The sequence below is a fragment of the Bradyrhizobium sp. WCU1 genome (genome assembly GCF_053474805.1).
The window spans coordinates 4,526,511-4,551,550 of record NZ_CM130280.1 but is presented as its reverse complement, the minus strand read 5'-3'; the positions used below and the strand labels follow the sequence as shown (position 1 = coordinate 4,551,550).

Here is a 25,040-nt window from a genome sequence, read left to right as displayed (position 1 = left end):
GCGCTCGGACGTTAAGCGCCGACCAGCGCCTTCGCCGGCGTCGTCGCCTGCACCACAAGACCACGGGCGCGCGCATCCATCACGCCGACCGCGCGCAGCGCGAGCAGCGTCACGGTCTGCACCGCATCACGCAGCTTGATCGGATCGTCGAGATTGCTTGGCGCCAGCGGGCCGACCAGCGCCTCGTGCAGCGCGCCGAGCAAGGCAGTGGCGGCCAGCGCCGTGTCCTGCGCCGGCAGATGGCCGGCGCGCACGGCCGCATCGATGCGCATGGCGAGCTCGCCGGAAATATCGCGGCGGCTGGCGAGGCGAGACGCCGTGACGTCGACATCGACCGGCTCGGCGAGGATGCCCCAGGCGAGCTTGCGCTGCGACAATACATGGACCGCAATCGTCGTCACCGCGGCAGCGAGCGCCGAGGATGGTCCAGGCGCTGCGTCGGCGGCACGCCGGATTGCGGACAGCTCGTCACGCGAGACTTCCGTGATCAATTCCGAGATCAGCTCGGCCTTGGACGGGAAATAGCGATAGACAGTGCCGGCCGCGACATTGGCCCGCACCGCGACGGGTGCGATCTGGACCGCCGCCATGCCGCCCGCCGCCGCAGCATCGCGCGCTGCCGACAGGATGGCGCTGCGCCGGGCAGCCAGCCGTTTCACGACCTGATGTGTTCGCCGGTAGACCATGGCGTTCCGTCCCCCACCGTGTGCCCGGGCCCGGCGCCCACCGGCAGAACACACGCGTCTTCAATGTTTTGAACGATTGATCCCGCAATCGCCTGAAGAAGTGAACAACTATTCAGACCGAATGACAAGCTGGAATTGTAAGGATTTTGCGACAGCCGGATGCCACCTCGGTTGCGCGGCGGCTGCTCCGGCCCATGGACGCGTGGGGCGGAGCGGAATTCGGTGACATCTCGCCAGCTGCCGGCATCTCACGCGTTCCGATCGGGCCTTCCGATGGTCAATGGCGAGCTAACGTGGTCGCTCGCAATCGAGACATCTGGTCTCGCCCGGAGCCGCGAGATGGGGCGGCATTTACCGGAATTTATCGGAAGCCGTGGTCGAGTGCGCCGAACGTCGCCTGTGGCGTTGCCTTGATGTCCCCGGCCGAGCCAAGAAAGCGCATGTCACTGTCCGTCACCAGCAACGCGAGCAGCCGTAGCGCCGCGCGAGGATTAGTGCCGCTGTGTGCCGCCGTGGGGGCCTATCTGTTCTATCTGTCCGCAGGCGAAATCCTGCTGCGCGATTCCGACACGGAGTGGCAGATCAAGGTCGGACAGTGGATCCTCGAACACGGCGCGCTGCCGACATCGGACGTGTTCTCCTTCACTCGTTTCGGCGAGCCATGGATCTCGAGCTCGTGGCTGTCGCAGGTGGCGTACGCCCTCGTCTATGGCGGCGATTGGGCCGGGGCGGTGATCCTGACCTCGATCGCGATCGGCGCGACGGTTGCGATCTTCCTGCATCTGCTCAGCCCGTATTTCGATCCCGCGCGCGCATTCCTGATCGCGGCGCTGGCGCTGGTTCTATCGACGATCCACTTCTTCGCGCGGCCGCATGTGTTGGCGCTGCCGGTGTTGCTGGCGTTCATCGGTGGCTTGATGGCGTCAGCGGATCGCCGCACTTATCCATCATGGTGGCTGCTGCCGCTGATGACGCTGTGGGCCAATCTGCATGGCGGCTTCGTTCTCGGCCTGACGCTGATCGGTCCGATCGGACTTGAGGCGGTGTGGAGCGCGGAGCCCGGCCGCCGCCGTCAGCTCGTCGTGCGATGGGGATTGTTCGGCATCGCCGCGCTGGCCGCGAGCTGCGTGACGCCCTACGGCTGGAACAGCCTGCTCGGCGCGACCAAGATCCTCAGCCTCGGCAAGCTGCTGACGCTGATCGGCGAATGGATGCCCGCGGATTTCAGCAAGCCGAGCTTCTTCGAAGCCACCCTGCTCGGCCTGATCGGCCTCATCTGCTATCGCGGGCTGACCCTGTCGGTGCCGCGGATCCTGCTGCTGCTCGGGCTGGTCTGGATGGCGCTGAGCCATATCCGCAACATCGAGGTGTTCGCGTTCATCGCGCCGCTGGTGCTCGCGAAGCCGATGTCAGAACAATGGGGGATGGCGGTCGTCACCGCCGCCCGCTTCGAGGAACGCCGCTCCCTCCCCGTCGTCACGATGCTGGCTGCCGTCGCGATGGTGATCGGGGCGTGGGTGACGACGACGACTTTCGTCGCGCAGCATGAGTTCAAATTCCTTCCGGCATTCTGGCCCGCTGCGGCGGTCGACGTGCTCCAGCAGCACAAGGCGCAGCGCGTGTTCAATACCGCGCCGTTCGGCGGCTATCTGGTGAGCCGCGACATCAAGGTGTTCATCGACGGTCGCGCCGAGTTGTATGGCGAGCAATTCGTGCTCGACTATTACGCCGCGCTCGACGCCCGCGACACCGGCCAGCTGCTGGACCTGCTCGACAGATACCGGATCGACGCCACGCTGCTGAGCTCGGGCTCTCCGGCCGGAAACGTGCTCGACCACCTCAAGGGCTGGAAGCGGCTCTACAAGGACGACGTCGCCGTCATCCATGTGCGGTCGGACGACAAGGCCGCCGCGGCGCCGGCGGCCGGGAGCTCGAACTAGACTGATGATAGAAGGCGCGCGCGCCATGTCATTCTTCCGTCATTGCGAGCTAAGCGAAGCAATCCATCGGACCGCATACGCGGAACGATGGATTGCTTCGTCGCTTCGCTCCCCGCAATGACGCCGAGAGACGAGCGGCGGGCCTCTCAGTTCCCCGTCTGAAGCTCCCCGAAGCGATCCCAGGTCTTGCCGTTGAAGCGCATCAGCTGCATCTGGTCGACCGGCACATGGTCGACCGAGGACGTGTTGACCTTGATGCCCGGCAGCAGCATCGGCAATTCCAGATCCCTGATCGCGAACGCCTGCCGCAGAATGTTCTCGGTCGAGAGATCGTCGCCGCAGGCCTTCAGCACCGCCTCCAACGCCATCGCGCTGTTATAAGCGTTGACGTAGTTGGTGTCGTGCTGATCGCCTTCAGGCAGGTATCTGGTCATGAAGTCGCGCCAGCCCTTCATGCCGGGATCATCCTTCCAGACCGGATCGTCCGGATCCTTCACATAAGCCGTTGAGATGATGCCGGTGCCGGCTTCGACGCCAGCCGGCTGCATCACGGTCGAGATCCATACCGCAGTGTTGGACAGGAAAGTCATCGGCCGCCAGCCGATCTCGAAGGCTTTGCGGATCGACTGCGCGGCGAATTTCGGCGTCGCCGCGATCACAAAGACGTCGGCATTGGTGGCCTTCAGCTTGACGATCTGCGAGTCGATCGTCGGGTCCGATATCTCATAGGTCGCAACGGTGACGAGAGAATCATACTTGTCGCCTAGCACATCCTTGATACCTGCAAGATAGTCGCGGCCGTAATCGTCGTTCTGCGAGATCACCGCAAATCGCGCGTTCGGATTCTTCGCCAGCGCATAGCGCGCGTAGAGCCGCGCTTCGTAGCGGAACGGCGCCTGCACGCCCATCGTCGCCTGCGGGAATTGCGCAATGTCGCCGAACTTCGAGGCGCCGGAGGCCAAGAACAGCTGCGGGATGTTCTTGCCCTGCAGATACTTTGCGATCGCCGTGTTGTGCGCGGTTCCGATCGAAGAGAAGATCAGCGCGACCTCGTCGCTCTCGACGAGGCGGCGCGTCTGCTCCACCGTCTTCGGCGGAGCATAGGAATCGTCCAGCGAGATGAAGTTGATCTTGCGGCCGTTGATGCCGCCGTGCTCGTTGAGCATCCTGAAATAGCCGGCCTCGCCCTTGCCCAGCGCGCCGAACGCAGACACCGGCCCGCTATAGGGCATGGTCTGGCCGATCCTGATTTCGGTTGATGTGATGCCACGCATCTCAGCGGGGAATGAAACGGCAGGCAGCAGCAGGAACGAAATGGCGCCAAGCGCGCCGAATGCCTTGCGCATCGGCCTCCCCCTCTTCCTTGCCGCGCTTCTCGGACGACGCGGCCGTGCCGTTTGACGACTTGGCATGAAGATGCCACGGCGCCCCAATGGAGGCCAAGCACATTCGCCGCGGCGATCTCAGCGCTGGCCGCGTTCCTTGACCGGGATCACGAATTTCAGGCCCGACCAGACCGCGTCGACGGCGCAGACCTTGACGTCGATCAAGCCGCTCGCAAGCCCGGTTTCGCGAACCACCACATCGGTGAGATCGGTCGCGACGCCTGAGCTCTTCTTCGGCCACGACACCCAGATCATGCCGTCAGGCGCGATCGCCTCCCGGTAGCGCCGCAGCCTGGCCGAGAGCCCCCTGGCCTCGGCAGCGAAAAGATGCACGGCATCGAGTGGCGCCCGCGCGGTCTTCGCGATCCGCAGGTCGGCCGGCAGCTCGCCGACGATGTCGCGGTAAGGAACGGACAGCCCGTCGACAAAAATGCAAAAGCCCGGCTTGAGGCCGAGCTTTTGCACAATCGGTTTGCCGGACGTGCCGGCCATGGCGAGGCTTATGCCTGCGGCTGCGGTTCCATCCCGGTGTCCGGATCGGGACGCGGACGCGGCTTGCCGGCCGGCGGCACCGCGGACGCGCGCGGACCGATCGGCTCCAGGACCGACTCGCGGCTCGGCTTCTTGCCGTTCAGCAGGTCCTTGATTTCATCGCCGGACAGCGTTTCGAACTCCAGCAACGCCTTTGCCAAGGTTTCGAAATCGACCTTCTTCTCCGTCAGGATACGCCGCGCAGTCTCGTAGCCTTCTTCAACCAGACGCCTGACTTCGGCATCGATCTTCTGAGCCGTCGCTTCCGAGATACTCTGCTGGCGTCCCATCGACATGCCGAGGAACACCTCTTCCTGATTGTCGCCATAGGCGACGGTACCGAGTTGGTCGGAGTAACCGAGCTGCGTGACCATGGCCTTGGCCATCTTGGTCGCCTGCTGGATATCGCTCGACGCGCCGGACGTGATGTTGTCCTTGCCGAAGGTAATCTCCTCGGCGACGCGCCCGCCCATGGCGACCGCGAGCTGGGAGGTGAACTCCTTGTACTTCATCGAATAACGATCACCCTCAGGCAGGAACTTGACCATGCCCATCGCACGGCCGCGAGGAATGATCGTCGCCTTGTGGACCGGAATGCCGGCCGGGACGTTGAGGCCGACGATCGCATGACCGGCCTCATGATAGGCCGTGAGCATCTTCTCTTCCTCACTCATGACGAGCGACTTGCGCTCGGCACCCATCATCACCTTGTCCTTGGCCTCTTCGAACTCGGCCTGCGTCACCATCCGCTTGTTGCGACGCGCGGCAGTCAGCGCCGCCTCGTTGACGAGGTTCATCAGGTCGGCGCCGGAGAAGCCCGGGGTGCCGCGCGCGATGGTCTTGAGGTTGATATCCGGTGCCAGCGGCACCTTGCGGACGTGAACCTTCAGTATCTGCTCGCGACCACCGACATCCGGGTTCGGCACCACGACCTGACGGTCGAAGCGGCCGGGACGCAGCAGCGCGGGATCGAGCACGTCGGGACGGTTGGTCGCTGCGATCAGGATCACGCCTTCATTGGCCTCGAAGCCGTCCATCTCGACCAGCAACTGGTTCAGCGTCTGCTCGCGCTCGTCATTGCCACCGCCGAGACCGGCGCCGCGATGACGGCCGACCGCGTCGATTTCGTCGATGAAGATGATGCACGGCGCATTCTTCTTGGCCTGCTCGAACATGTCGCGGACGCGGCTTGCGCCGACGCCGACGAACATTTCAACGAAGTCCGAACCGGAGATAGTGAAGAATGGCACATTGGCTTCGCCCGCGACCGCACGCGCGATCAGCGTCTTGCCGGTGCCGGGAGGGCCGACCAGCAGCACGCCGCGCGGAATGCGTCCGCCGAGCCGCTGGAATTTGCCGGGGTCGCGGAGGAATTCGACGATCTCCTGCAGATCGAGCTTGGCTTCGTCGACGCCGGCAACGTCCTCGAAAGTGACGCGGCCGTGCGCCTCGGTCAGCATCTTGGCGCGCGACTTGCCGAAGCCCATCGCCTTGCCGGCGCCGCCCTGCATCTGCCGCGACAGGAAGATCCAGACGCCGATCAGCGCGATGAACGGCAACCAGGAGACCAGCAGCGAGACGAACCACGGCACGTTGTCGCCGGGCGCCTTCGCGGTGATCTGCACCTTGGCGTCATAGAGCCGCTTCACGAGCGTCGGATCGCTCGGCGCGTAGGTCTGGAAGCTCGTGCCGTTGTTGAAGGTGCCGTGAATCTCGGGCCCCTGAATCACGACGTCGCGGACATGGCCCTGATCGACCTCAGTGAGAAGCTGCGAGAAGGAGATGTCCGATGACGACGAGCGTTGGCCAGGATTCTGGAAAAGCGTGAACAACGCCAGCAACAGCAGGACAATAATGACCCAGAGGGCGAAATTCCGCAGATTGGCGTTCATGGTCTTCCTTCGGTGGTCGCGCGGATCGCGGCCTCTCTCTATCCTTGGGCAGGGTCTGTGGGAATCCCCAGGGAATCCATCCCGTCGATGCCCTACAATCTAGGTGCCGCTGGGGTCGATGCCAAGGGAACCACGCACGACTATTTACCGCATCCTAGCGCGATTCCCGGTCAAAAAATGACGCAGAATCCGGTGTTTTTCCGGGGTGGTTAAGCCGCCTTGCCGGATTATGACAACGGTTGAAACAATCGAACCCGGCTCAGCGGGAACGTGCCCGGCGGGGCGGCGCCGGGCTGATCCTGATGCGGCCGGAAGCGACGCTGATCACGGCTCCGGCAAGCGTCTGTTTCAGCTTGGATTCGCGTGGTCCCAAGGCCCCATCCAGGGCCTGATCGACCGCGGCGAGCAGGGCTTCGACCTTGCCGAGTTCGGCCGGCCCTTCGTGTCCCGCGCGGTCGATGGCGCGCTTGAGCAGACGGAGGCGGATCTCGTCCGGCATCACTGCGAACAATGCGGCGTCGAAGCCCGCGTCGGGGTTATCCTCGCTTTTCAACGCAAGATAGCGCTCGGCGCCATCGACCAGCACCTCCAGCGCGGCGTTGGCGCGCGCGATCCGCGCGGCGAGCCGCGCCAGGTTCCGCGCGTCGCCGCCTTCCTCGGCCAGCAGCGGCATCAGCGCGCGCAGCCGTGGGCGCGTGAAGGACGGATCGCGATTGGTCGGATCGTCGGCAAAGCCGATGCGCGCCTTCTGCAGCGTCGCGATCAGCTGTGCCTTGGAAATATCGAGCAGCGGTCGGATCAGTCGAATGCCGTCGCGCTCGGTCTCGCGCGCCATCGCCGAGAGGCCCGCGACGCCGCTGCCGCGCAGCATCCGCATCAACAGCGTCTCGGCTTGATCGTCACGGGTGTGCGCGGTCAGGATATGGGTGGCGCCGTACTTGCGCGCGGCTTGCGCGAGCAGGCGGTAGCGGGCCGCGCGCGCGGCTGCCGGCACGCCGGCCCCGGGTTTCGGTCCGCTCCAGCGCAGCGTCTGATGCGGCAGGTCCAGGCTTCGCGCCAGCCGCTTGACGTCGCGCGCCTCGCGGGCCGCTTCAGGACGCAGACCATGATCGACGGTGACCGCCACCAGCCGCGGTCCTTGCGCGAGAGCGCGGCGCCAGCGCGCGGCGAGCCACATCAGCGCGACTGAATCGGGACCGCCCGACACCGCGAGCACGATCGCCGGCGCGCGCACGAGGCCTGCGAACAGGCGCTTGGCGTCCCTTGCCGGGATGGCGGATTGGTCGTCAGGCATCGCAGAACCAGCGGATCGCGGGAAGGCCGGAAGCGGCCTCCCTGCTGGTTTAGCACTTCACGCGCTTCTGCTCGCGGTCAACCGCAGCCTTGACCCCGCCGGAGGCGCGCGGGTACTTCCGGGCGATCTCGCCGAACGCGGCGCAGGCGGCTTCCTTTTCCTTCAGCGCCGCCAGCGACTGGCCGAGCCGCAACAGCGCGTCGGGCGCCTTCGCGGACTTGTCGAACTTGGTGGTCACGCCGAGGAAGGTTTCCGCAGCGTCGCGATATTGCTGGCGCTGGAAATAGCTCTCGCCGAGCCAGTATTGCGAGTCGGCCACCAGTGGATCGGTCGGATATTTCACGGCGAAGTTCTTCATCGTCTCTTCGGCGAGCGCGTAGTCCTTGCGCTGCATGTAGCCGATGCCGAGGTCGAATTCGTCCTTCGGTGTCGCCGACGGCGGCAAGGTGGTCAGCGCCGCGCTCGCGCCGGGGGCGCGCTGCGGGCTGGTGTTGCCAAGCTCGAGCGGCTCGCCGGCCCCGCGGCCGCCGGGCGCACCGACCGCCGCCTCATTCTGCATCGGCATCTGGCCGCCGCCACCGAGCACACGCGGGGCGCCGGGGGCATTCGGGTTCTGGGTCGGATCGAAGGCGTCGCCGCGTCCACGGCGGCCTGGAGCCGCTGCCGGTGGCGGCTCCTGTACGATCGGCTGGGGCGCAGCGATCTGCTGCTGGTCATAGCCACCTTGCGGTTGCCGGCCATAGCCTTGCTGGGGCTGCCCGTATCCCTGTTGCGGCTGGGCGTAGCCCGGCTGGACTTGCGGGTAAGCCTGCGGCTGCTGTGCCGGAGGCACCGCCGCGACATTGGGTTGGCCGGCCGGAGCCTGTCCAGGAGCGCCGCCCGGCTGGCCGCCGAGCTGGCGCAGCCGCTCCTCGAGCTGGCGGTTGCGGTACTGCAACTCCTCGTTCTGACCGGTCAGCTGCCGCAGCTGGTTTTCAAGCCGCTCGATCCGCATCTCGGCATCGGAATCGTCGGATTGGGCAAACACTGGTGCAGAAACGGCGAACAGCGCCGCGATCGCCGCGGCGGAGGAAAGAAAATGAAACCTGGATGACATTTTGCCCTGACGACGAGATCGACGTGAAAAGCGAGCGACATTGAGGGACGGAGTACGCCGGAATTGTGACTGGCAGTTCAAATCCGGGATAGCGTCTCAAGACAGCGTCGCTGACACCGGTTTAGTACGGACGCTGGAACAAGCAAGCGGCCAATTGCACGCAGCCTCGTCCATCTTGATGAAAGCCGGTTTGTGCCTTCGCGCGGCCAAAACAAAACCGGCGCCCGAAGGCGCCGGCTTGGAAAACCCATCCAGGATCGCGTCAGGAGCTGGCGTTCAGCACGGTGACGGCGCGACGGTTCTGCGACCAGCAGGAAATGTCGTTGCAGACCGCGACCGGCCGCTCCTTGCCGTAGGAGATGGTGCGCATGCGGCTCGGATCGATACCGCGCGAGGCGAGATAGGCGCGAACCGACTGCGCGCGGCGCGCACCGAGCGCGATGTTGTACTCGCGCGTGCCGCGCTCGTCGGCATGGCCTTCGATGGTGAAGGAATAGCGGTTGTAGGTCTGCAGCCACTGCGCCTGCTTGTCGAGGGTCGCGGTCGCCTGCGGGCTGAGATCGGTCTGATCGCTCTCGAAGAACACGCGGTCGCCGACATTGACCACGAAGTCCTGCTGGCTGCCCGGGGTCGCGGCGCCCCCAATCGCACCATTGGCGTCCAACGGGTTCTTGTTGGCGCAGGCACCCATCGACAGCGCCACCGCCAGAACCGCAACCAGCTTCATACCCTGGAGATATTTCATTCCCGGAGCCTCCACGCTCACGCTCTTCGTACTACCCAATCGGTCTACAGGGCGATGGTTAAGCGAACGTTCCGTCAACCTTGACGAGACCTTGCTGGACCCCATCAAATGCCAGGCAATGCCGGAAAGCGCCCCCGATGGTTAATGGGTGGCAAATGTGGCGCGATGGTGAAGGGAAGGCAAGGTTCGCGGGAACCGGCCGCTTTTGCAAGACAATTTGGTCCGCGGGCAACAGCCGGCCAACGTCAGATCGATGCGAATGCCGGTTTTCTCAGGGATTCGGCACGATCGACGCGCGCTCGAACGGCCGGACCATACCATCGGGCTGCAATTGGCCTTCCCGATCGAACAGCATCCGGCGCTCGAAGGCACTCGAGCGCAGGAACGGATAGCGGGCCAGCACGCGTTCCCGCACCGTCGGCAGATGCGACGCCATTAACCCGACCGGCTTCACGAGCCCCGGGTAGAGGCGCGGCTCCGACCAGGTCTCGTGCAGGAACACGCGCCGGTAGAACGCCATGTGCTCGGGCCGGACCGGCGCCAGGCCGTAATCGGCATTGAAATGCACGCCCGCGGTCGAGCCGAGCCGCACCGTGACATAGGGCAGTTCCGGATTGTTCCGCGCCTTCTCGGGGTCCGCGACGAAGCGCGTCGAATCGATGAAGACCAGCCCCTGATCGAGTTTCGGCAGCAGCACATCGCCGAACACGTCGAGCGTCGGCGAGGAGCGCCACTCCGGTGTCACCACCGTGATGCGGATCGAACTGCAGAGCTCACCTTGCAGATAGACGCCGAACACCCAGGCATTCGGCGCATCATCGAACGCATCGACCACACGCTCATCTGCCGAGGGCCGGATCGCGCCCTCGCGCAGATAGGCGCGGTAACGCAGCCGGTAGATCTCGTCTTTCTGTTCCGGGGTCTGAGCGAGGCGGTAGTCGACTTGATCGAGAGGGTCCGCAAGCCTTCCTGTCGCGGGCTTAATGGCTTCGGCCGCGGACCTCATGCGGTACTCCCCTAACAACCCAACAACTTCAACGCGCGTGCCAAAAAGATTAACAGCTTCTTAATTTTCGTCAAAGCAATCGAGGCAATACGGTTAACTTCCGACCGCAAGGCTGCATTTCAAATCGTGCGGTCGAATGTTCCCACAACTATCGATTGAGCCTATTGCGCTGGATCAAGCAATTGAGCGCGAGGGAACCACTTGCAGCTGCTCATCGGTCCGCCGGCCATGCGACGCATTGAGCAGCTGGCGGATGCGGACCGCGGGAACCGGCCGGCTGAACAGGTATCCCTGGGCTTCGGTCACCGCGCCGTCGGCGCTGATCAGTTCGAGCTGCTCGTTGGTCTCGATGCCCTCGACCACGACCGACATGCCGAGGTCCGCCGACAGCCGCGCCACGCCGCGCAGCAGGGTCAGCGGCCGATCGCTGTCGATGCCTTCGAGGAAGGAACGGTCGATCTTGACCTTCTGCAACGGGAAATTGTGCAGGTAGCTGAGCGACGAGTAGCCGGTGCCGAAATCGTCCAGCGAAATCCGCACGCCGAGCGAGCGCAGTTGCGACAGCACGTCGTGGGTCAGCTCGGTGTTGTGCAGCAGCGAGGATTCGGTGATCTCGATCTCGAGCCGGTGCGCCGGCAGGCCGGAGACCTCGAGCGCGTAGCGAACCTCGCTCAGCACGTCGCGCTGGTGGAACTGCTGCGGCGAGAAATTGACCGCGACGCTGACCGCCTCCGGCCACTTCATGCATTCCATGCAGGCCTTGCGCAGGATCCAGCGGCCGAGATCGACGATCAGGCCCATGTCCTCAGCGACCGGAATGATGTCGACCGGAGAGACGGTGCCGCGCGCTGGATGGTTCCAGCGCAGCAGCGCCTCGCAGGTGCTCACCTTGCCGGACTTCAGATTGATCAGCGGCTGATAAAACAGCTCGAATTCCTCGTTGGCCAGCGCCTTGCGCAGGTCGAGCTCGAGGATGCGGCGGGCCTCGACGGTTTGCGCCATCTCGTCGCGGAAGAAGCAGAAGGTGCCGCGGCCGTCGGCCTTGGCGCGGTAGAGCGCCATGTCGGCGTTCTTCAGCAACGTGTCGGCGCTGACACCAGGCGCAGTCATCGCGATGCCGACGCTGGCGCCGATCTCGACCAGGTGGTTGTCGATCTTGTAGCGCTCGCTGAGGCGGTCGACGATGCGCCGCGCCAGTGCGGCGGCGTCCTCGTGCGATTGGATGTTCTGCTGGAACACGACGAACTCGTCGCCGCCGAACCGCGCCACGAAATCCTCCGGACGCAGCATCTCGCGCAGCCGCTCGGCGACCGCGCAGAGCAGCTGGTCGCCGCAGGGATGGCCGAGCGTATCGTTGACCTGCTTGAACTGGTCGAGGTCGACGAACAGCAAGGCGGAGCGGTGGTCGCCGCGCTGCATGGCGAGCAGCCGGCCGATCTCGTCGCGGAAATTGACGCGGTTGGGCAGCGCAGTCAGTTCGTCGTAACGTGCGAGGTGGCTGATCCTCGCCTCGGCGTCCTTGCGCTCGGTGATGTCCTCGACCAGCACCACCATGCCGCCGCCGACCATCGGCTGGAACGTCCAGTCGAGCGAGCGGTTCTGGGCCGGATCGGGATCGCTGGTGACGATGTCGCCGCGCTGCGAACTCTCGATCTCGTAGAGAATCTGTTGCGCGGCCGCGACCGAGATCACGCCGGACAGCACGCACGCATTGCAGATGTCGGTTGCGCTGGCGCCGCGCTGCACGAAGTCGTCGGACAGCTCCATCATCTCGATGAAGCGGTGGTTCATCACCGCAAGGCGTCCGTCGGCGCGGAACATGCACAAGCCGTGCGGCATGTTGTTCAGCGCGGTATCAAATTGATGCGCCAGCGCCGCCTCGCGCTCCTTGGCGATCCAGGCATTGACGTAGATGCGCTGCAGGCTCGTGGTGAGGTGGCGGATGGCGCTGAAGAATACCAGGCTGAGCAGCGCAAGCGCGATGTGATAGGGACCGCCGACATACATCAGCGCGGCGATCAGGGGACCGATCGACATCAACAGATGCAGATGGAAAATCTGCGGCCGGCCGAAGGTCCGTCCGACCCCCGCCGAGGTATAAGCGACCACCGTGGTCACGCAGAGCATATGGGCTGCGGCATCGTTGGTAGTGACCAAGACGGCAGCGCCCCACAGGCCGAGCGCAATGCCGTAGGCGAGGCTGCCGATCCGGTAGCGCTTCTCCCACGTCACGGATTCTTCGACGGTGAGCCGGGAATTGCGCTGCTGGTAGCGGTACATCTGCCACGCGCGCGCCAGACCGACCACGATGAACAGCGGCACGCACAGCCAGGACAACAGATTTCCGGTGACGAACGCAATCACGGCGCCCGCGATCGCAGGGCCGAAAGCGCCGAAGATCATGGGCGCAGGGTTCATGAACAGGGAATCGACCAGCGCCGCGGAGATCGTCGGCGACATCGACTGGTCCGGTTCTCCCGTCTGACTTGCAAACTGCATTGTGAGAGCGCATGTCCTTTTCAGCTCGCACTCTTACTGGTCGCTGGTGAAGTCTTTCTGAGGGAATATCGTTAGCGAGTCCTTGCAATGGACCGCCAAAGGCCGGAATACACCATTAAATTCAGTGCGCTAGATGATAAGCGCCGACGGCTACCGTGGTTCCCCGTGGCCGTCGACGAAAGCTCATGACAACAGCGGCGACCAGGCGGGATCGGAGGCAAAACCCGGGGTCGGCACCCGCAGCTCGTTGCGCCCGGAGACGTCGATGGTGAACAGCGACGGTCCGCTGTTACCGCCCGGATCGCGGAAGAACATCACGACGCGCCCGTTCGGCGCAAACGTCGGACCCTCATTGTGGAAGCCCGAGGTCAGGATGCGCTCGCCCGAGCCGTCCGGCTTCATGATGCCGATCGCGAACTGCCCGCCGCCCTGCTTGGTGAAGGCGATGTAGTCGCCGCGCGGCGACCACACCGGCGTCGAATAGGTGCCGTCGCCGAACGAGATGCGCTGCGCCTGGCCGCCGGTTGCCGCCATCACATAGATCTGCGGCTTGCCGCCGCGATCGGACTCGAAGCACAGCCGGGTGCCGTCGGGTGCGTAGGACGGCGAAGTGTCGATCGCCGGCGTGTCGGTCAGCCGCGTCATCGACTTCGAGCGCAGATCCATCACGAACAAATTGGAGTTGCCGCCCTGCTGCAGGCTCATGATGACGCGCTGGCCGTCGGGCGAGAAGCGCGGCGAGAACGACATGCCCGGGAAGTTGCCGACGATCTCGCGCTGGCCGGTCTCGATGTTGAGCAGATAGACGCGCGGGTCGCCCTGCCCGAACTCCATATAGGTGATTTCCTGGGTCGACGGCGAGAAGCGCGGCGTCAGCACGAGATCCGAGCCGCGAGTGAGATAGCGCACATTGGCGCCGTCCTGGTCCATCAGCGCGAGCCGCTTGACGCGGCGATCCGCCGCGCCGCTCTCGTCGACGAACACGACGCGGGTATCGAAATAACCCTTCTCGCCGGTCATGCGCTCGTAGATCTGGTCGGAGATGATGTGCGCGATGCGGCGCCAGTATTCGGCCGAGGTGTCATACTGCTGGCCGGCCAGCTGCTGGCCGGTGTTGACGTCCCAGAGCCGGAATTCCGCCTTCACGCGGCCGCTGCCCTGGCGCGTCATCCGGCCGGTCACCAGCGCCTGCGCGTTGATGCTCTTCCAATTGTTGAAGTTCGGCGCCGCGTCGATGTTGATCTGCTTCTCGAGATAGGCGGCCTGATCGATCGGCGCGAACAATCCGCTGCGTTTCAGATTGTTGGTGATCACCTGCGTGACGCCGACGCCGACTTCGGCATCGCCGGGCGTGCCGGCAGCGAAATTCGGAATTGCGATCGGCACCGGGGCAAACTCGCCTCCTGGAATCTGAATCTGCTTGCGCCCACCCTCCTGTCCGATGGCTTGACGGAAGGGGCCGCCAGCCAGCGCTCCAAGCGCGGCCATGCCGGAAATCATCTGTCGGCGGTTGAGGCGATCTCTCATCGCGCACCAATTATTCTTGTCTGTCATCGTCGGTAGACTTTGGTTGATGTTGGCAAAAGCATCGCCGCTAATCTCACGTATTATTCTCTTTGAACACTGGTGCGAATGCCTTCCATTCGTCGTACCAGCCCGCGGGCAGATTGTACGGCTGGCAGGCGATAATCGCGCGCATGGCGCTTTCCTGATAAACGCGCATATAGGGCGTCGCCGGCGTGTCTACTGCTACCGGCATGCGTGCGAGCGTGCCGTCGCGCTTCAGATCGATATCGAACACCACCTGGGTCCGCTGCTCCTCGAGACTGCCGTAAGGTTTGTTTTTCCAGCAGCGTTCGACCTGCTGCCTGAACATCGCGCCCCAGCTGGCGGAATTGTCGGCGGACTTGCCCTTTGCCGTACCGAGCGCCGCGTTGGCGTTCATTGTGTCACCGGTGATCGACGCGCGTGTCGGATCGCGCTTGTCGAGTAGAGCCGCGATCTTGCTCTGGTCGAACACGCGATCCTTCGGCTTCTGCTCCTGTGGCGGCTTGGCGGCCTGCTGGACCGGCTTAGGCGGCGGCTTCTTCTCTTCCTTCTTGATCGCTTCCGCGATCGGATCTGGCTTCACCGGATCGGGCTTCTTCTCGACCGGCTTCGGCTCTTCCTTCGGCTTGTTCTCGACCTTCTTCGGCGGATCCGGCTTCCTGTCTTCCGGCTTCTCCACCTTCGGTGTCGGCGCCGGGGCCATATCGGTCACCACCGGCGGCTTCTTGTCCTCGATCTTGCCGACGGCATCGTCAACCGGCTTGGCTTCGGCGACCTTCTCGACCAACGGCTTGGGATTTTCCTTCTTGCCGTCCTTTTGGCCGGCCATGGCTTTGGAGAGCTGGCTGGCGTCGATCACGTCGACCGCGACCGCGTCCTCTTCCGGCATGACGAAGGCCCTGGTCGAAAACGACACCAAGCCCCACCCGATCACGAGGACGTGCAGGACAATCGATGCCGCCAGAGTCTTGTCGACCTTGACCTTCAAATCAGGCTTCCCCGTGCCTTGTCGCACATGGTGGTTATCCGCCTTCCGGGATGATGACGATGTTCGCCTTGAATCCCGCGGCCCGGACTTCCCCGAGCAGTTTCATCATATCCGTGTAACAGACGTCCTTGTCGCCGCGCAGATAGACCACTTTTTCAGCGTCCGACCGGGCGTCTCCGATCGCCTTGATCTTGGCCGGGAAATCGACTGCCGTGACCGGCGCGTCGCCGAGATACAGCTCGACATTCGAGTTGCAGCCGCCGCCGGTCCGCTTGACCGACAATGTCAGCGGCGGCTGGTTCGACGAGATCGACTTGCCGCCGCTCGCGACCGGCAGGTCGATGTCGATGTTCGACGTCATCAGCGGCGCCGCCACCATGAAGATGATCAAGAGCACCAGCATCACGTCGACCATCGGCGTGACGTTGATCTCGGCCATCACCGGCTTGCGCCCGCGGCGGCGCCTGCCGCCACCGCCGGACCCTGCCATGCTCATCGCCATGATCGTGCGCTCACAACAGTGACCATCATTGGTCTCAGCCCCGCTCGTCGATCTGACGCGACAGGATGGCCGAGAACTCGTCGGCGAACCCCTCCAGGCGCGCGGCCTGCCGGTTCACCTCCGAGGTGAACTTATTGTAGAAAATAGTCGCCGGAATTGCGGCAATCAGGCCGATTGCGGTCGCAAACAGCGCCTCGGCGATGCCGGGCGCCACCACCGCCAAAGAGGTATTTTTCGAGGCCGCGATCGACTGGAAGCTCGACATGATGCCCCAGACGGTGCCGAACAGGCCAACGAAGGGGCCGGCCGAGCCGACGGTAGCGAGCACCAGGAGCCGGCGTTCCAGCCGCTCCACCTCGCGGGCGATCGAGACGTTCATGACCTTCTCGATTCTGGCCTGCAGGCCGGCAAACGACCGCGACTGGCTCTCGAAGGAGCGCTTCCATTCGCGCATTGCGGCCACGAAACAGGCCGCCATCGACTGGGTCGGCTTGGCCGAGAGCGCCCGGTAGAGTTCCTCGATCGACTGGCCGGACCAGAACGCCTGCTCGAACTTGTCCATCGCCCGCTTGGTGCGGGCGTAGAGCAGGATCTTGTCGATCGCGATCGCCCAAACCCACACCGAGCAGGACAGAAGTCCCAGCATCACGCATTTGACGACCCAATGGGCCTGCCAAAACAACGCGATGAGCGACACATCGCTCGATGCCAGTGGCAGAGTTGACTGAGCCACATCGGCGGGATTCATCGGCAATATCCTCTCAACGCAAGTGTCCCAATTCGGCGGGCCGCCAATCGGCGCCCCTTCCACGGCCACGCGCCCGGCGCGGCAAAACTGCGCGAGAGCCTCTTACATCTGTCGCATGGGGGGCCCGTCCAAAGCCGGGCCTTGCTTCCCCTGCCAACATGTCAAAACGAGGGCTTTTCACGCGTCATTCCGACCCTAACCAGACGCTAATCATGGTTAAGGCGAGGTTACCAAAGGGAAATTTGGAGGCGGGAAACGCCGCCGGCGGAGGGCGTTGGCGAGTTCCCGGGATGAACGGTTTGCCGCCGGGTGGCGGGGTGGCTCCCCGTCGTCCTGGCGAAAGCCAGGACCCATAACCACCGCATTCGGTAACGGACGGGATCGTGGACCCGGCATCGCGCAGCAATTGAGATTTGGGTAATGGGTCCTGGCTTTCGCCAGGACGACGGTGGTGGAATGGTCGCGATCCCACTGCCACACCACCGGTGTCCCGGAATCCATTCATCCATCCGATGCGCCGCCTGATCGATTCCGGGCTCTCGCTTCGCAAGCCCCGGAACGACGACGGAATGGTGATCGCCTCGCTAACCTCGGCTCAGGTCAAATGCCGCACAATCGCCAATCCGGCAAACAGCCCCATGATCGACAGCGCCACCGAGCCCACGACATACAGCGCCGCCAGCCCCAGCTCGCCGCGCTCATAGAGCAGTGCGGTGTCGAGCGAGAAGGCGGAGAAGGTGGTGTAGCCGCCGAGGATGCCGGTCATCAGGAACAGCCGCCAGGGCTGCGAGGCCTCGCCCCTGAAGGCGAGATAGCCGGCGATCAGGCCCATCACGGTCGAGCCGGTGATGTTGATGATGAAGGTGCCCCAAGGAAATGCGGTGCCGATGGAGCGCGCACAGGTGACGTTGACCAGATGACGCAACGTCGCGCCGAGACCGCCGCCGAAGAAGACGAGGAGATAGCTTGTCAGTTGCCCCATGAGGGCTTTGTGCCGCATGGCGGCCGATGTCGCAAGAAAACAAAAAGGGCGGCAATCGATGATGCCGCCCTCTTCCAAAAAATCTCGTCGTCATTCCCCGGTGCGCAATTGCGCACCTGAGGGCGGTCCGCAGGACCGAACCCGGAATGACAGCCGATGTGTTTAGCCGGCCTTGCCGAACAGCTCGTCGACGTAGTCCCAGTTGACGAGGCTGTCGACGAACGCCTTCAGATAGTCCGGACGGCGGTTGCGGTAGTCGATGTAGTAGGAGTGCTCCCAGACGTCGACGCCGAGGATCGGCACCGCGCCGTGGACCAGCGGGTTCTCGCCGTTCGGGGTCTTGGCGATCTCGAGCTTGCCGCCCTTGACCTGCAGCCAGGCCCAGCCGGAGCCGAACTGGCCGACGCCGGCGGCGGCGAAGTCGGTCTTGAACTTCTCGAAGCCGCCGAGGTCTTCGTTGATCTTCTTCTCGAGCCGGCCGGGCAGCTTGCTGCCGCCGCCATTCGGCTTCATCCACTTCCAGAAATGGATGTGGTTGTAGTGCTGACCGGCATTGTTGAAGACGGCCGCGTTCTTGCCGAACGAGCCCTTCACGATCTCCTCGAGGGACTTGCCTTCGAATTCGGTCCCCTTGATCGCGTTGTTGCCGTTGGTGACGTAGGCCTGGTGATGCTTGTCGTGGTGAAACTCCAGCGTTTCCTTGGACATGTAGGGCGCAAGGGCGTCGTGGGCGTAGGGCAGATCGGGTAGCGTGAAGGTCATGGGGTAATGTCCAACAGAGGGTGGGAGACTACACTTAACGGGTCCCCCTTATAGAAGGTTCCACGGCGGAGAAACACCGCATTTTCAGATCGTGTATGACTGGCCGGCAGAGCCCGAGACCACACCCAGGACGGCGACGATGAGCATCGAAATCGACATTCTCAACGGAGATGCGTCATGGCAGCGCGCCGAGCCGCTGCTTCGGGCGGTCTGGAGCCCGGAAGTCATGCGGAATAAGAGCTGGGCCGATATCAGATGGGCTCACGCGGATTTGCGCGTGCTGCTCGATGCGCCCGACGACAGCGGGCTGGCCTGCCATGTCGGTATCTATTTCCGGACCATCACCTGGAATGGCCACAAGGTGCATGTCGGCGGCATCGGCGGAGTTGCGACCCGCGAGGACTGCCGACGACGCGGCTATGCGTCGCTCGCGCTCGACGCCGCCGTACACACCATTCGTGCCAATGACGCGGTGAAATTTGCAATCTTATTCTGCGAGCCGCACAATTTCGCGTTCTACGAGGCGCGCGGCTGGCATCCCTTCAGCGGCGAAGTCACTTGCGAACAGCCCTCTGGGCAGATTCGGTTCGAGGCAATGGCGCCGTTCGTCAACGACATCGTCCGCGCCCCGCGCCAGGGCAGGATCGACCTATGCGGCCTGCCGTGGTGACCCCTGCACGCGCGCGGGTGGTTCGCGGAGGCCGCGCACCGTAACATGTCGATCATCATTTATTGATTCCGAGATGATCGATTGACGTCGAACAGCGCCCGCATCGGCAACATGCCCCCTCTCCCGCGGGTCGCCGACGCATGACCATTGAAGCCTCGATCGACGATGCACGTTCCGCCGCGGCCGCGCCTGCGGTAGCGGTCGATCACCTGCTCACCGCACCGATCCTGCCGACGCTTCTAAGGCTCGCGGTCCCCAACACCATCGCGATGTTCGGCTCGACGCTGGTTGCGGTCGCCGAGACCTCCTATATCGGCCGGCTCGGCACCGAGCCGCTGGCCGGCATCGCGCTGGTGTTTCCGTTCGCGATGCTGAACCAGATGATGTCGGCAGGCGCGATGGGCGGCGGCGTCTCCTCGGCGATCAGCCGCGCGCTCGGCGCCGGCGACCGTGACCGCGCGGCCGACCTGGCGCTGCATGCGGCGATCATCGGGGTTGGCCTCGGCCTGTTCTTCACCGTGATGATGCTGGGCTTCGGCAGCAACTTCTACGCGCTGCTCGGCGGACGCGGCGGCGTGCTCGAACAGTCCTTGCATTACTCGCAGGTGCTGTTCTCCGGCGCGATCTCGATCTGGCTGGTCAACACGCTGGCCTCCGTCGTACGCGGCACCGGCGACATGCGAATTCCCTCGATGACGCTGATCACGGTTTCGATGGTCCAGATCGCGGTCGGCGGTGTGCTCGGGCTCGGGCTGTTCGGCGTGCCGAGCTTCGGTATGCGCGGCGTCGCTGCCGGCCAGCTCACCGCCTTCACGTGTGGCGCGATCTTCCTGGCCTGGTATCTCGCCTCTGGCCGCAGCCGCCTGAAGCTCGACATCGCCGCCTTCAGATTCCAGCGCGCGATGTTTCTCGACATCCTCAAGGTCGGCGCGATCTCCTGTCTGTCGCCGCTGCAGAGCGTGCTGACCATCCTGATCTTCACCAAGATCCTGGCGGGCTTCGGCACCGAGACGCTGGCCGGATACGGCATGGGCTCCCGGCTTGAATTTCTGTTGATCCCGATCGCATTCGCGGTCGGCGTCGCCTCCGTGCCGATGGTCGGCATGGCGATCGGCGCCGGACTTGTCACGCGGGCCCGCAAGGTGGCGTGGACCGCCGGCACGGTCGCCGGACTTGTCGTCGGATTGGTCGGGCTTGTGGTCGCCCTCAAGCCGACGCTGTGGATCGCGCTGTTCACCACCGATCCCGGCGTGACGGCCGCGGCTTCGTCGTACTTCGCGCTGGCCGGACCGGGCTTCGGCTTCTTCGGCGTCGGCGTTTGTCTTTATTTCTCCTCACAAGGCGCGGCCAAGGTCGGCGGGCCCGTGCTGGCCGGCACCATCCGTCTGTTCATGGTCGGCATCGGCGGCTGGTGGCTCGCAACCGCGAGCGCCCCGGCTTGGACGCTGTTTGCGCTGGTCGGGGCGGCGATGATGGCATTCGGCCTCGCTACCATCATATCGATTCGGCTAACCCGCTGGGAATAGCATCGCCTTACCTGAGCATGGCGGCCGCGGAAACTATCTACAGAATTTTTTGGATCATACGCGCCTGATCGCGCGAATATGACATTGCAGAAATCTTTCGACTTGTTATGCAGGCCGACCTTTTGGGGAATTGCCATGACCTGCAAACTCGGATTCGTGATCGCAATCATCGCAACGGCGCTTGCCGTACCTGTCGCGCATGCACAGGGCGCGCCTGAACCTTTCGGCGTCTGGCAGACCCAGGCGGGCGACGCCCGCGTCAAGATCAGCAAATGCGGCGGCGGCATCTGCGGCGTGGTGGTGAGCCTGCGTGACCCGATCGATCCGATGACCGGCAAGCCGCAGGTCGACAACAAGAATCCCAACCCGTCGCTGGCCAACCGGCCGATCATCGGACTGTCGTTGTTCTCCGCCATGCAGCCGGTCGCCGCGGGCAAATGGTCCGGCCAGATCTACAATGCCGACGATGGCGGCACCTATGCGAGCAGCGTCTCGGTCACCAGCGAGAGCACGCTGCGCGTCGAAGGCTGCGTCGGGGCCCTGTGCGGCGGCGAGACCTGGACGCGGGTGGGACGGTGATTTCTGGCTAGGACCGCGAAGAAGGTGCGCTCCCTCTCCCGCTTGCGGGGGAGGTGCGTCGAGTTTGCGGCATCAATCGAAACTAAATCGCGCGTGCCTTCAGCACGGTAGCGGCGGAGGCATAACCGCCGCGGGCGCCGTCGATGAAGTGAACGTGGTCGGCGCGCATCACCGACGGCGTAAAGCAGGTCATCATCGCCGCATCCTGTTCGTGCAGGCCGTAGCGCACGACGCCCTGCGCGGCTGCGGCGACGAGGCGCTGCTCGAGCTCCGCGGCGAGCTCCGCCGTGCAGTCCAGGATCATGCGCAGGCCGTCGTCAAACTTGCGGAAGTCGGAATTCTCGACCAGCTGCCGCACATAGGCCTTCGGCACAAATTTGCCGACCGGGATGTTGAACCGCATCAACGTGTACGCCCACAGCGTGAAAGCGAGCACGACCGCACGCCGCAGCGCGAGCGAGCCACCGCGCCGCGCACGCGCTTCGTATTCCAGCCCTTGCGGCGGCCAGCGCAGCGGCGGGCCATTGGCGGGCACCGGCCGTCCGGCATCGGGACTTTTCTCGACGCGCCCGACGATGTCCTCGATCACCCTGCGGAAGGAATCCGGATCGGCACCCTTCGCCGGCAGCACCAGTACCGAGAGGATGACACCACGCGCCGAGGGCATCACCTCGAAACGGCAGGACAGGCCCGACAGATCGGGCTGCGTACCGGGCGGCGCCGGATCGACCGCGAACTCACCGCGCTTCATCGCGGCATCGGCGTAAGCCAGACCGCCGCCGGAGAACATCGCATAGGAGAGATTGGCCGACGGCCCGAACCGCGCGACGCGCACATCGAAGCCCGCGGCGCGGATCGCGGACATCGGCACCAGCGCCACCCGCAGCACCAGGTCGAGGTCGTCGCGCACCCAGCGCGCGGTCGCGGCCAGCGCTTCGCGCGCTCGCTCGAGATCGGCGGGCGCAACCGCGAAGCTCGCACCGTCGCCACCGAACACGAACGGAAAATCGCGACCCTCCAGCGCATTGGTGACGGAAGCGACCACCGCGGCACCGGCCATGTTGACCGCCTTGTAGCGCTGCGCTGCGATCGCCTTGGTCGATTCCACGATGTCGGCGACGCCGACCGTCCAGTCACCGGGCAGCGGCGCATACAGCGCCGGATCCATCAGGCGCGCGAAGCCGCGAAACACCGGAATGCCGCTGTAGAAGACCTCGCTGCCGCCCGCCATCGCAACGCCGTGTTGTTTCCTTGCCCAGAGCAGACTCTCTAGCAGATACGCGGGGAATTGGGGCGGGGTTTTGCCGCGTAGCCCGGTCCCGTCATCCCCGCGCAAAGGCTTCGCCTTTGTCGCTGGAGGAGCCGCGAAGCGGCGTCTCGAAGGATCGACAGCCACCAGCCGGGCCGATTCATCCTTCGAGGCTCGTCCAGCGGCGCAAGTGCCCGCAAGGCTCGCGCCTCAGGATGACGGGACTTGCACCATCCGCGGGACAAGGCATCCGACCATGTCGATGAATTTGGTGGCGTCACGCCGCCTCGCCCGCCCGCCGCCACGGCGGAAACGGATCGCGCAGCTTCTGCCATGCCTGCGGGTCCATGCCGGGCTTGCCGGTGACGAGGCAGGCATCGAGCCGGCGGCGAATGTCGTCTTCGCTCATCCCGGAGCCGATGAAGACCAGCTCCTGGCGGCGGTCGCCATAGAGATCGTTCCAGCTCCGCTGCATCATCAGCCGCCAATCCGGCTGATCCGGCCAGCGCTCGCGCGGGATCGCGGCCCACCACGAGCCGAGGCCTTCGGTACGCACGATCGCGCCGGCCTGGCTCATCTCGCCGCACCAGTCCGGGCGGGTCGCGATCCAGAAATGGCCCTTGGCGCGGATCACGCCCTGCCAGCTTTCGCGCAGGAAGGCATGGAAACGCACCGGATCGAACGGCCGCCGCGCGCGATAGACGAAGCTTGTGATGCCGTATTCCTCGGTCTCCGGCACATGCCCGGCGAACCCATAAAGCTCCTTGTGCCAGAGCGGGTGCTGCTGCGCGCGCTCATGGTCGAAGCGGCCGGTGTCGAGCACACGGTCGAACGGGATGTTCGCGAAGCTCGCCTCGACAATGTCGGCATCCGGGTTGAGCGCGCGCACGATCGTAGCCGCGGCCTCGCGCTGCGCCGGGGTTGCCGCATCGATCTTGTTCAGCACGATGACGTCGGCGAACTCGATCTGCTCGACCAGCAGGTCGACCAGCGTGCGCTTGTCGCCGTCGAGCGCCTCGCCGCGCTGGCTGAGGAAATCGGTCGAGGCATAGTCCTTCAGCAGGTTGGCGGCGTCGACCACCGTGACCATGGTGTCGAGCCGCGCGACGTCGGACAGGCTCTGCCCATCCTCGTCGCGAAACTCGAAGGTCGCAGCGACCGGCAGCGGCTCGGAGATCCCGGTGGACTCGATCAGCAGATAGTCGAACCGGCCGCTCTCGGCGAGCGCGCGCACCTCCTTCAGGAGATCGTCGCGCAGGGTGCAGCAGATGCAGCCGTTGCTCATCTCGACCAGTTTCTCGTCAGTCCGGGACAGGTTCGCACCGCCATCGCGAACGAGGTCGGCGTCGATGTTCACCTCGCTCATGTCGTTCACAATCACCGCAACCTTCAGGCCGCGGCGGTTGTTCAGGACGTGGTTCAGCAAAGTGGTCTTTCCAGCCCCGAGGAAGCCGGACAAGATGGTGACGGGGAGTTTTTGCATCGAGATCAAACAGTTGCTGGAGGGACAGGCGGCGGCGGGACATGCGGCATTCACTAGATGTAATGTTATAACATAACAACAATAGTCCACGGCCTTGTCAAGATGGAAGCTGCCTTCAGCGGAGACGGCGGCTTGTCGAATGCGCGCACCGGCCCCGTCGCGAAAAGCATCCACTCAAATGTGGGCCGCTTCACGCGCGCGTCTCATCTCAGGTTGTAGGTTTGGAAGAATGCCCGCCTGAACCCGAAAGGAACACGCCGTGACCCTCGCCTACGGATTCGTCAAGACCAAGGTGACCTCCGAGCCCACGCTGAAGCCGTCACGCCACGGGCACGAGACGCAATATCACCTGCACTGCAATCTCGATGTCGACGGCGAGCAATGGGACGTTGCAATCAATGTCGGCACCAATGACGCGGACGATCTGCTGAAATACAAGCTGGTGTTCGACTTCCGCCATCCGGTCATCCAGACGCTTGCGGCTGCGGCCGGCGGTTCGCAGGATCTAACCGGGCAAAGGAAATTGCCGGCGCTCGATTTCCTGCGCAGCAACCTGCTCGACAACACCGGCAAATGGCGCGACAGCGACGTGATGGACGGCTCCGACGACACCGAGCCGGCGGCGACGCTGAAGCGGCTGCTGTCGCGCGCGCATCGGGAGAGCCGCGACGTCTACATCTTCGGCCGCTTCTACGCGCAGGGCGACGGCCTGCACGACGTCCATCTCAACCAGGGCTCGAGCAAGGGTTTCATCCATCGCCCGGGCGATGACTCCAACGACCACAACGACATCTGGCAGGACGGCGCCGTCATGGTCGATCTCGGCGAGCCGGAATGGGCGGCCTATTTCTCCGCCTTCACCCAGCAGTTGGTACCGACCGACGATCTCGGCAATCCGCAGCCGGACGCAACCACGATCGGCTGAACAG

General features: G+C 64.4%; 22 protein-coding genes. 5 read left to right on the top strand and 17 right to left on the bottom strand.

Annotated elements, in window-relative coordinates; genetic code table 11:
* Positions 1–11: 11 nt before the first annotated feature.
* Positions 12–686: a TetR/AcrR family transcriptional regulator gene (locus tag ACTUWL_RS20980; protein WP_021078615.1), complete on the bottom strand. Its 675-nt coding sequence runs from the start codon at positions 684–686 to the stop codon at positions 12–14.
* Positions 687–1,126: 440 nt separating this feature from the next.
* Here ACTUWL_RS20980 and ACTUWL_RS20975 point away from each other — a divergent pair, with 440 nt between their 5' ends.
* Positions 1,127–2,626: a hypothetical protein gene (locus ACTUWL_RS20975; RefSeq protein ID WP_035651118.1), complete on the top strand. Its 1,500-nt coding sequence runs from the start codon at positions 1,127–1,129 to the stop codon at positions 2,624–2,626.
* A 146-nt stretch (positions 2,627–2,772) separates the two neighbouring features.
* Here the strand turns inward: ACTUWL_RS20975 and ACTUWL_RS20970 are convergent, their stop codons facing one another.
* The 14 genes from ACTUWL_RS20970 to ACTUWL_RS20905 form a co-directional block, all read right to left on the bottom strand.
* Complete coding sequence (locus ACTUWL_RS20970) at positions 2,773–3,972, bottom strand: ABC transporter substrate-binding protein (protein ID WP_021078617.1); 1,200 nt, start codon at positions 3,970–3,972, stop codon at positions 2,773–2,775.
* Positions 3,973–4,089: 117 nt separating this feature from the next.
* Entirely contained in the window at positions 4,090–4,503 is a 414-nt protein-coding gene (locus ACTUWL_RS20965) for a hypothetical protein (RefSeq protein WP_021078618.1), read from the bottom strand.
* Positions 4,504–4,511: 8 nt separating this feature from the next.
* The gene (gene ftsH, locus ACTUWL_RS20960; RefSeq protein ID WP_021078619.1) at positions 4,512–6,434 is read right to left on the bottom strand and encodes an ATP-dependent zinc metalloprotease FtsH; all 1,923 of its coding nucleotides are present in this window, start codon (positions 6,432–6,434) and stop codon (positions 4,512–4,514) included.
* A gap of 259 nt (positions 6,435–6,693) precedes the next feature.
* Complete coding sequence (tilS, locus tag ACTUWL_RS20955; RefSeq protein ID WP_021078620.1) at positions 6,694–7,728, bottom strand: tRNA lysidine(34) synthetase TilS; 1,035 nt, start codon at positions 7,726–7,728, stop codon at positions 6,694–6,696.
* Between the two features lie 49 nt (positions 7,729–7,777).
* Complete coding sequence (gene ybgF / locus ACTUWL_RS20950) at positions 7,778–8,824, bottom strand: tol-pal system protein YbgF (protein ID WP_021078621.1); 1,047 nt, start codon at positions 8,822–8,824, stop codon at positions 7,778–7,780.
* Between the two features lie 262 nt (positions 8,825–9,086).
* On the bottom strand, positions 9,087–9,569 hold the full coding sequence (gene pal, locus ACTUWL_RS20945) for a peptidoglycan-associated lipoprotein Pal (RefSeq protein ID WP_021078622.1): 483 nt from the start codon (positions 9,567–9,569) through the stop codon (positions 9,087–9,089).
* Between the two features lie 271 nt (positions 9,570–9,840).
* Positions 9,841–10,575, bottom strand: a complete 735-nt coding sequence (locus tag ACTUWL_RS20940; RefSeq protein WP_021078623.1) for an N-acyl amino acid synthase FeeM domain-containing protein — start codon at positions 10,573–10,575, stop codon at positions 9,841–9,843.
* A 174-nt stretch (positions 10,576–10,749) separates the two neighbouring features.
* Complete coding sequence (locus ACTUWL_RS20935; RefSeq protein ID WP_035651121.1) at positions 10,750–13,074, bottom strand: EAL domain-containing protein; 2,325 nt, start codon at positions 13,072–13,074, stop codon at positions 10,750–10,752.
* A 183-nt stretch (positions 13,075–13,257) separates the two neighbouring features.
* Positions 13,258–14,601, bottom strand: a complete 1,344-nt coding sequence (gene tolB, locus ACTUWL_RS20930) for a Tol-Pal system beta propeller repeat protein TolB (protein ID WP_035651124.1) — start codon at positions 14,599–14,601, stop codon at positions 13,258–13,260.
* 73 nt (positions 14,602–14,674) lie between these two features.
* Positions 14,675–15,610, bottom strand: a complete 936-nt coding sequence (locus ACTUWL_RS20925; RefSeq protein ID WP_035651126.1) for a cell envelope integrity/translocation protein TolA — start codon at positions 15,608–15,610, stop codon at positions 14,675–14,677.
* Positions 15,611–15,644: 34 nt separating this feature from the next.
* Complete coding sequence (locus ACTUWL_RS20920) at positions 15,645–16,112, bottom strand: biopolymer transporter ExbD (protein WP_021078627.1); 468 nt, start codon at positions 16,110–16,112, stop codon at positions 15,645–15,647.
* Positions 16,113–16,146: 34 nt separating this feature from the next.
* Positions 16,147–16,860, bottom strand: a complete 714-nt coding sequence (gene tolQ, locus ACTUWL_RS20915) for a protein TolQ (RefSeq protein ID WP_016846954.1) — start codon at positions 16,858–16,860, stop codon at positions 16,147–16,149.
* Between the two features lie 595 nt (positions 16,861–17,455).
* Positions 17,456–17,842 (bottom strand): fluoride efflux transporter CrcB, encoded by a 387-nt coding sequence (gene crcB, locus ACTUWL_RS20910; RefSeq protein ID WP_021078628.1) that lies wholly within the window; start codon positions 17,840–17,842, stop codon positions 17,456–17,458.
* Positions 17,843–18,004: 162 nt separating this feature from the next.
* Positions 18,005–18,604, bottom strand: a complete 600-nt coding sequence (locus tag ACTUWL_RS20905; protein ID WP_021078629.1) for a superoxide dismutase — start codon at positions 18,602–18,604, stop codon at positions 18,005–18,007.
* Positions 18,605–18,743: 139 nt separating this feature from the next.
* Here ACTUWL_RS20905 and ACTUWL_RS20900 point away from each other — a divergent pair, with 139 nt between their 5' ends.
* The 3 genes from ACTUWL_RS20900 (at position 18,744) to ACTUWL_RS20890 (ending at position 21,379) form a co-directional block, all read left to right on the top strand.
* Entirely contained in the window at positions 18,744–19,274 is a 531-nt protein-coding gene (locus ACTUWL_RS20900; RefSeq protein ID WP_021078630.1) for a GNAT family N-acetyltransferase, read from the top strand.
* A 140-nt stretch (positions 19,275–19,414) separates the two neighbouring features.
* Positions 19,415–20,800, top strand: a complete 1,386-nt coding sequence (locus tag ACTUWL_RS20895) for an MATE family efflux transporter (protein ID WP_021078631.1) — start codon at positions 19,415–19,417, stop codon at positions 20,798–20,800.
* A 135-nt stretch (positions 20,801–20,935) separates the two neighbouring features.
* Entirely contained in the window at positions 20,936–21,379 is a 444-nt protein-coding gene (locus ACTUWL_RS20890; RefSeq protein ID WP_021078632.1) for a DUF2147 domain-containing protein, read from the top strand.
* Between the two features lie 82 nt (positions 21,380–21,461).
* Here the strand turns inward: ACTUWL_RS20890 and ACTUWL_RS20885 are convergent, their stop codons facing one another.
* Both ACTUWL_RS20885 and zigA read right to left on the bottom strand, forming a co-directional pair.
* Positions 21,462–22,610, bottom strand: coding sequence for a DUF3095 domain-containing protein (locus ACTUWL_RS20885; RefSeq protein ID WP_021078633.1), 1,149 nt, complete (start codon positions 22,608–22,610; stop codon positions 21,462–21,464).
* Between the two features lie 295 nt (positions 22,611–22,905).
* Positions 22,906–24,111 (bottom strand): zinc metallochaperone GTPase ZigA, encoded by a 1,206-nt coding sequence (gene zigA, locus ACTUWL_RS20880; RefSeq protein ID WP_021078634.1) that lies wholly within the window; start codon positions 24,109–24,111, stop codon positions 22,906–22,908.
* A 259-nt stretch (positions 24,112–24,370) separates the two neighbouring features.
* Here zigA and ACTUWL_RS20875 point away from each other — a divergent pair, with 259 nt between their 5' ends.
* Positions 24,371–25,036, top strand: a complete 666-nt coding sequence (locus ACTUWL_RS20875; protein ID WP_021078635.1) for a DUF2278 family protein — start codon at positions 24,371–24,373, stop codon at positions 25,034–25,036.
* Positions 25,037–25,040: the final 4 nt, after the last annotated feature.

Coding starts and splice junctions, on each gene's coding strand:
- ACTUWL_RS20980 (WP_021078615.1), bottom strand. CDS start 686: ATGGTCTACCGGCGAACACATCAGGTCGTGAAACGGCTGGCTGCCCGG.
- ACTUWL_RS20975 (WP_035651118.1), top strand. CDS start 1,127: ATGTCACTGTCCGTCACCAGCAACGCGAGCAGCCGTAGCGCCGCGCGA.
- ACTUWL_RS20970 (WP_021078617.1), bottom strand. CDS start 3,972: ATGCGCAAGGCATTCGGCGCGCTTGGCGCCATTTCGTTCCTGCTGCTG.
- ACTUWL_RS20965 (WP_021078618.1), bottom strand. CDS start 4,503: ATGGCCGGCACGTCCGGCAAACCGATTGTGCAAAAGCTCGGCCTCAAG.
- ftsH (WP_021078619.1), bottom strand. CDS start 6,434: ATGAACGCCAATCTGCGGAATTTCGCCCTCTGGGTCATTATTGTCCTG.
- tilS (WP_021078620.1), bottom strand. CDS start 7,728: ATGCCTGACGACCAATCCGCCATCCCGGCAAGGGACGCCAAGCGCCTG.
- ybgF (WP_021078621.1), bottom strand. CDS start 8,824: ATGTCATCCAGGTTTCATTTTCTTTCCTCCGCCGCGGCGATCGCGGCG.
- pal (WP_021078622.1), bottom strand. CDS start 9,569: ATGAAATATCTCCAGGGTATGAAGCTGGTTGCGGTTCTGGCGGTGGCG.
- ACTUWL_RS20940 (WP_021078623.1), bottom strand. CDS start 10,575: ATGAGGTCCGCGGCCGAAGCCATTAAGCCCGCGACAGGAAGGCTTGCG.
- ACTUWL_RS20935 (WP_035651121.1), bottom strand. CDS start 13,074: ATGCAGTTTGCAAGTCAGACGGGAGAACCGGACCAGTCGATGTCGCCG.
- tolB (WP_035651124.1), bottom strand. CDS start 14,601: ATGAGAGATCGCCTCAACCGCCGACAGATGATTTCCGGCATGGCCGCG.
- ACTUWL_RS20920 (WP_021078627.1), bottom strand. CDS start 16,112: ATGGCGATGAGCATGGCAGGGTCCGGCGGTGGCGGCAGGCGCCGCCGC.
- tolQ (WP_016846954.1), bottom strand. CDS start 16,860: ATGAATCCCGCCGATGTGGCTCAGTCAACTCTGCCACTGGCATCGAGC.
- crcB (WP_021078628.1), bottom strand. CDS start 17,842: ATGGGGCAACTGACAAGCTATCTCCTCGTCTTCTTCGGCGGCGGTCTC.
- ACTUWL_RS20905 (WP_021078629.1), bottom strand. CDS start 18,604: ATGACCTTCACGCTACCCGATCTGCCCTACGCCCACGACGCCCTTGCG.
- ACTUWL_RS20900 (WP_021078630.1), top strand. CDS start 18,744: ATGAGCATCGAAATCGACATTCTCAACGGAGATGCGTCATGGCAGCGC.
- ACTUWL_RS20895 (WP_021078631.1), top strand. CDS start 19,415: ATGACCATTGAAGCCTCGATCGACGATGCACGTTCCGCCGCGGCCGCG.
- ACTUWL_RS20890 (WP_021078632.1), top strand. CDS start 20,936: ATGACCTGCAAACTCGGATTCGTGATCGCAATCATCGCAACGGCGCTT.
- ACTUWL_RS20885 (WP_021078633.1), bottom strand. CDS start 22,610: ATGGCGGGCGGCAGCGAGGTCTTCTACAGCGGCATTCCGGTGTTTCGC.
- zigA (WP_021078634.1), bottom strand. CDS start 24,111: ATGCAAAAACTCCCCGTCACCATCTTGTCCGGCTTCCTCGGGGCTGGA.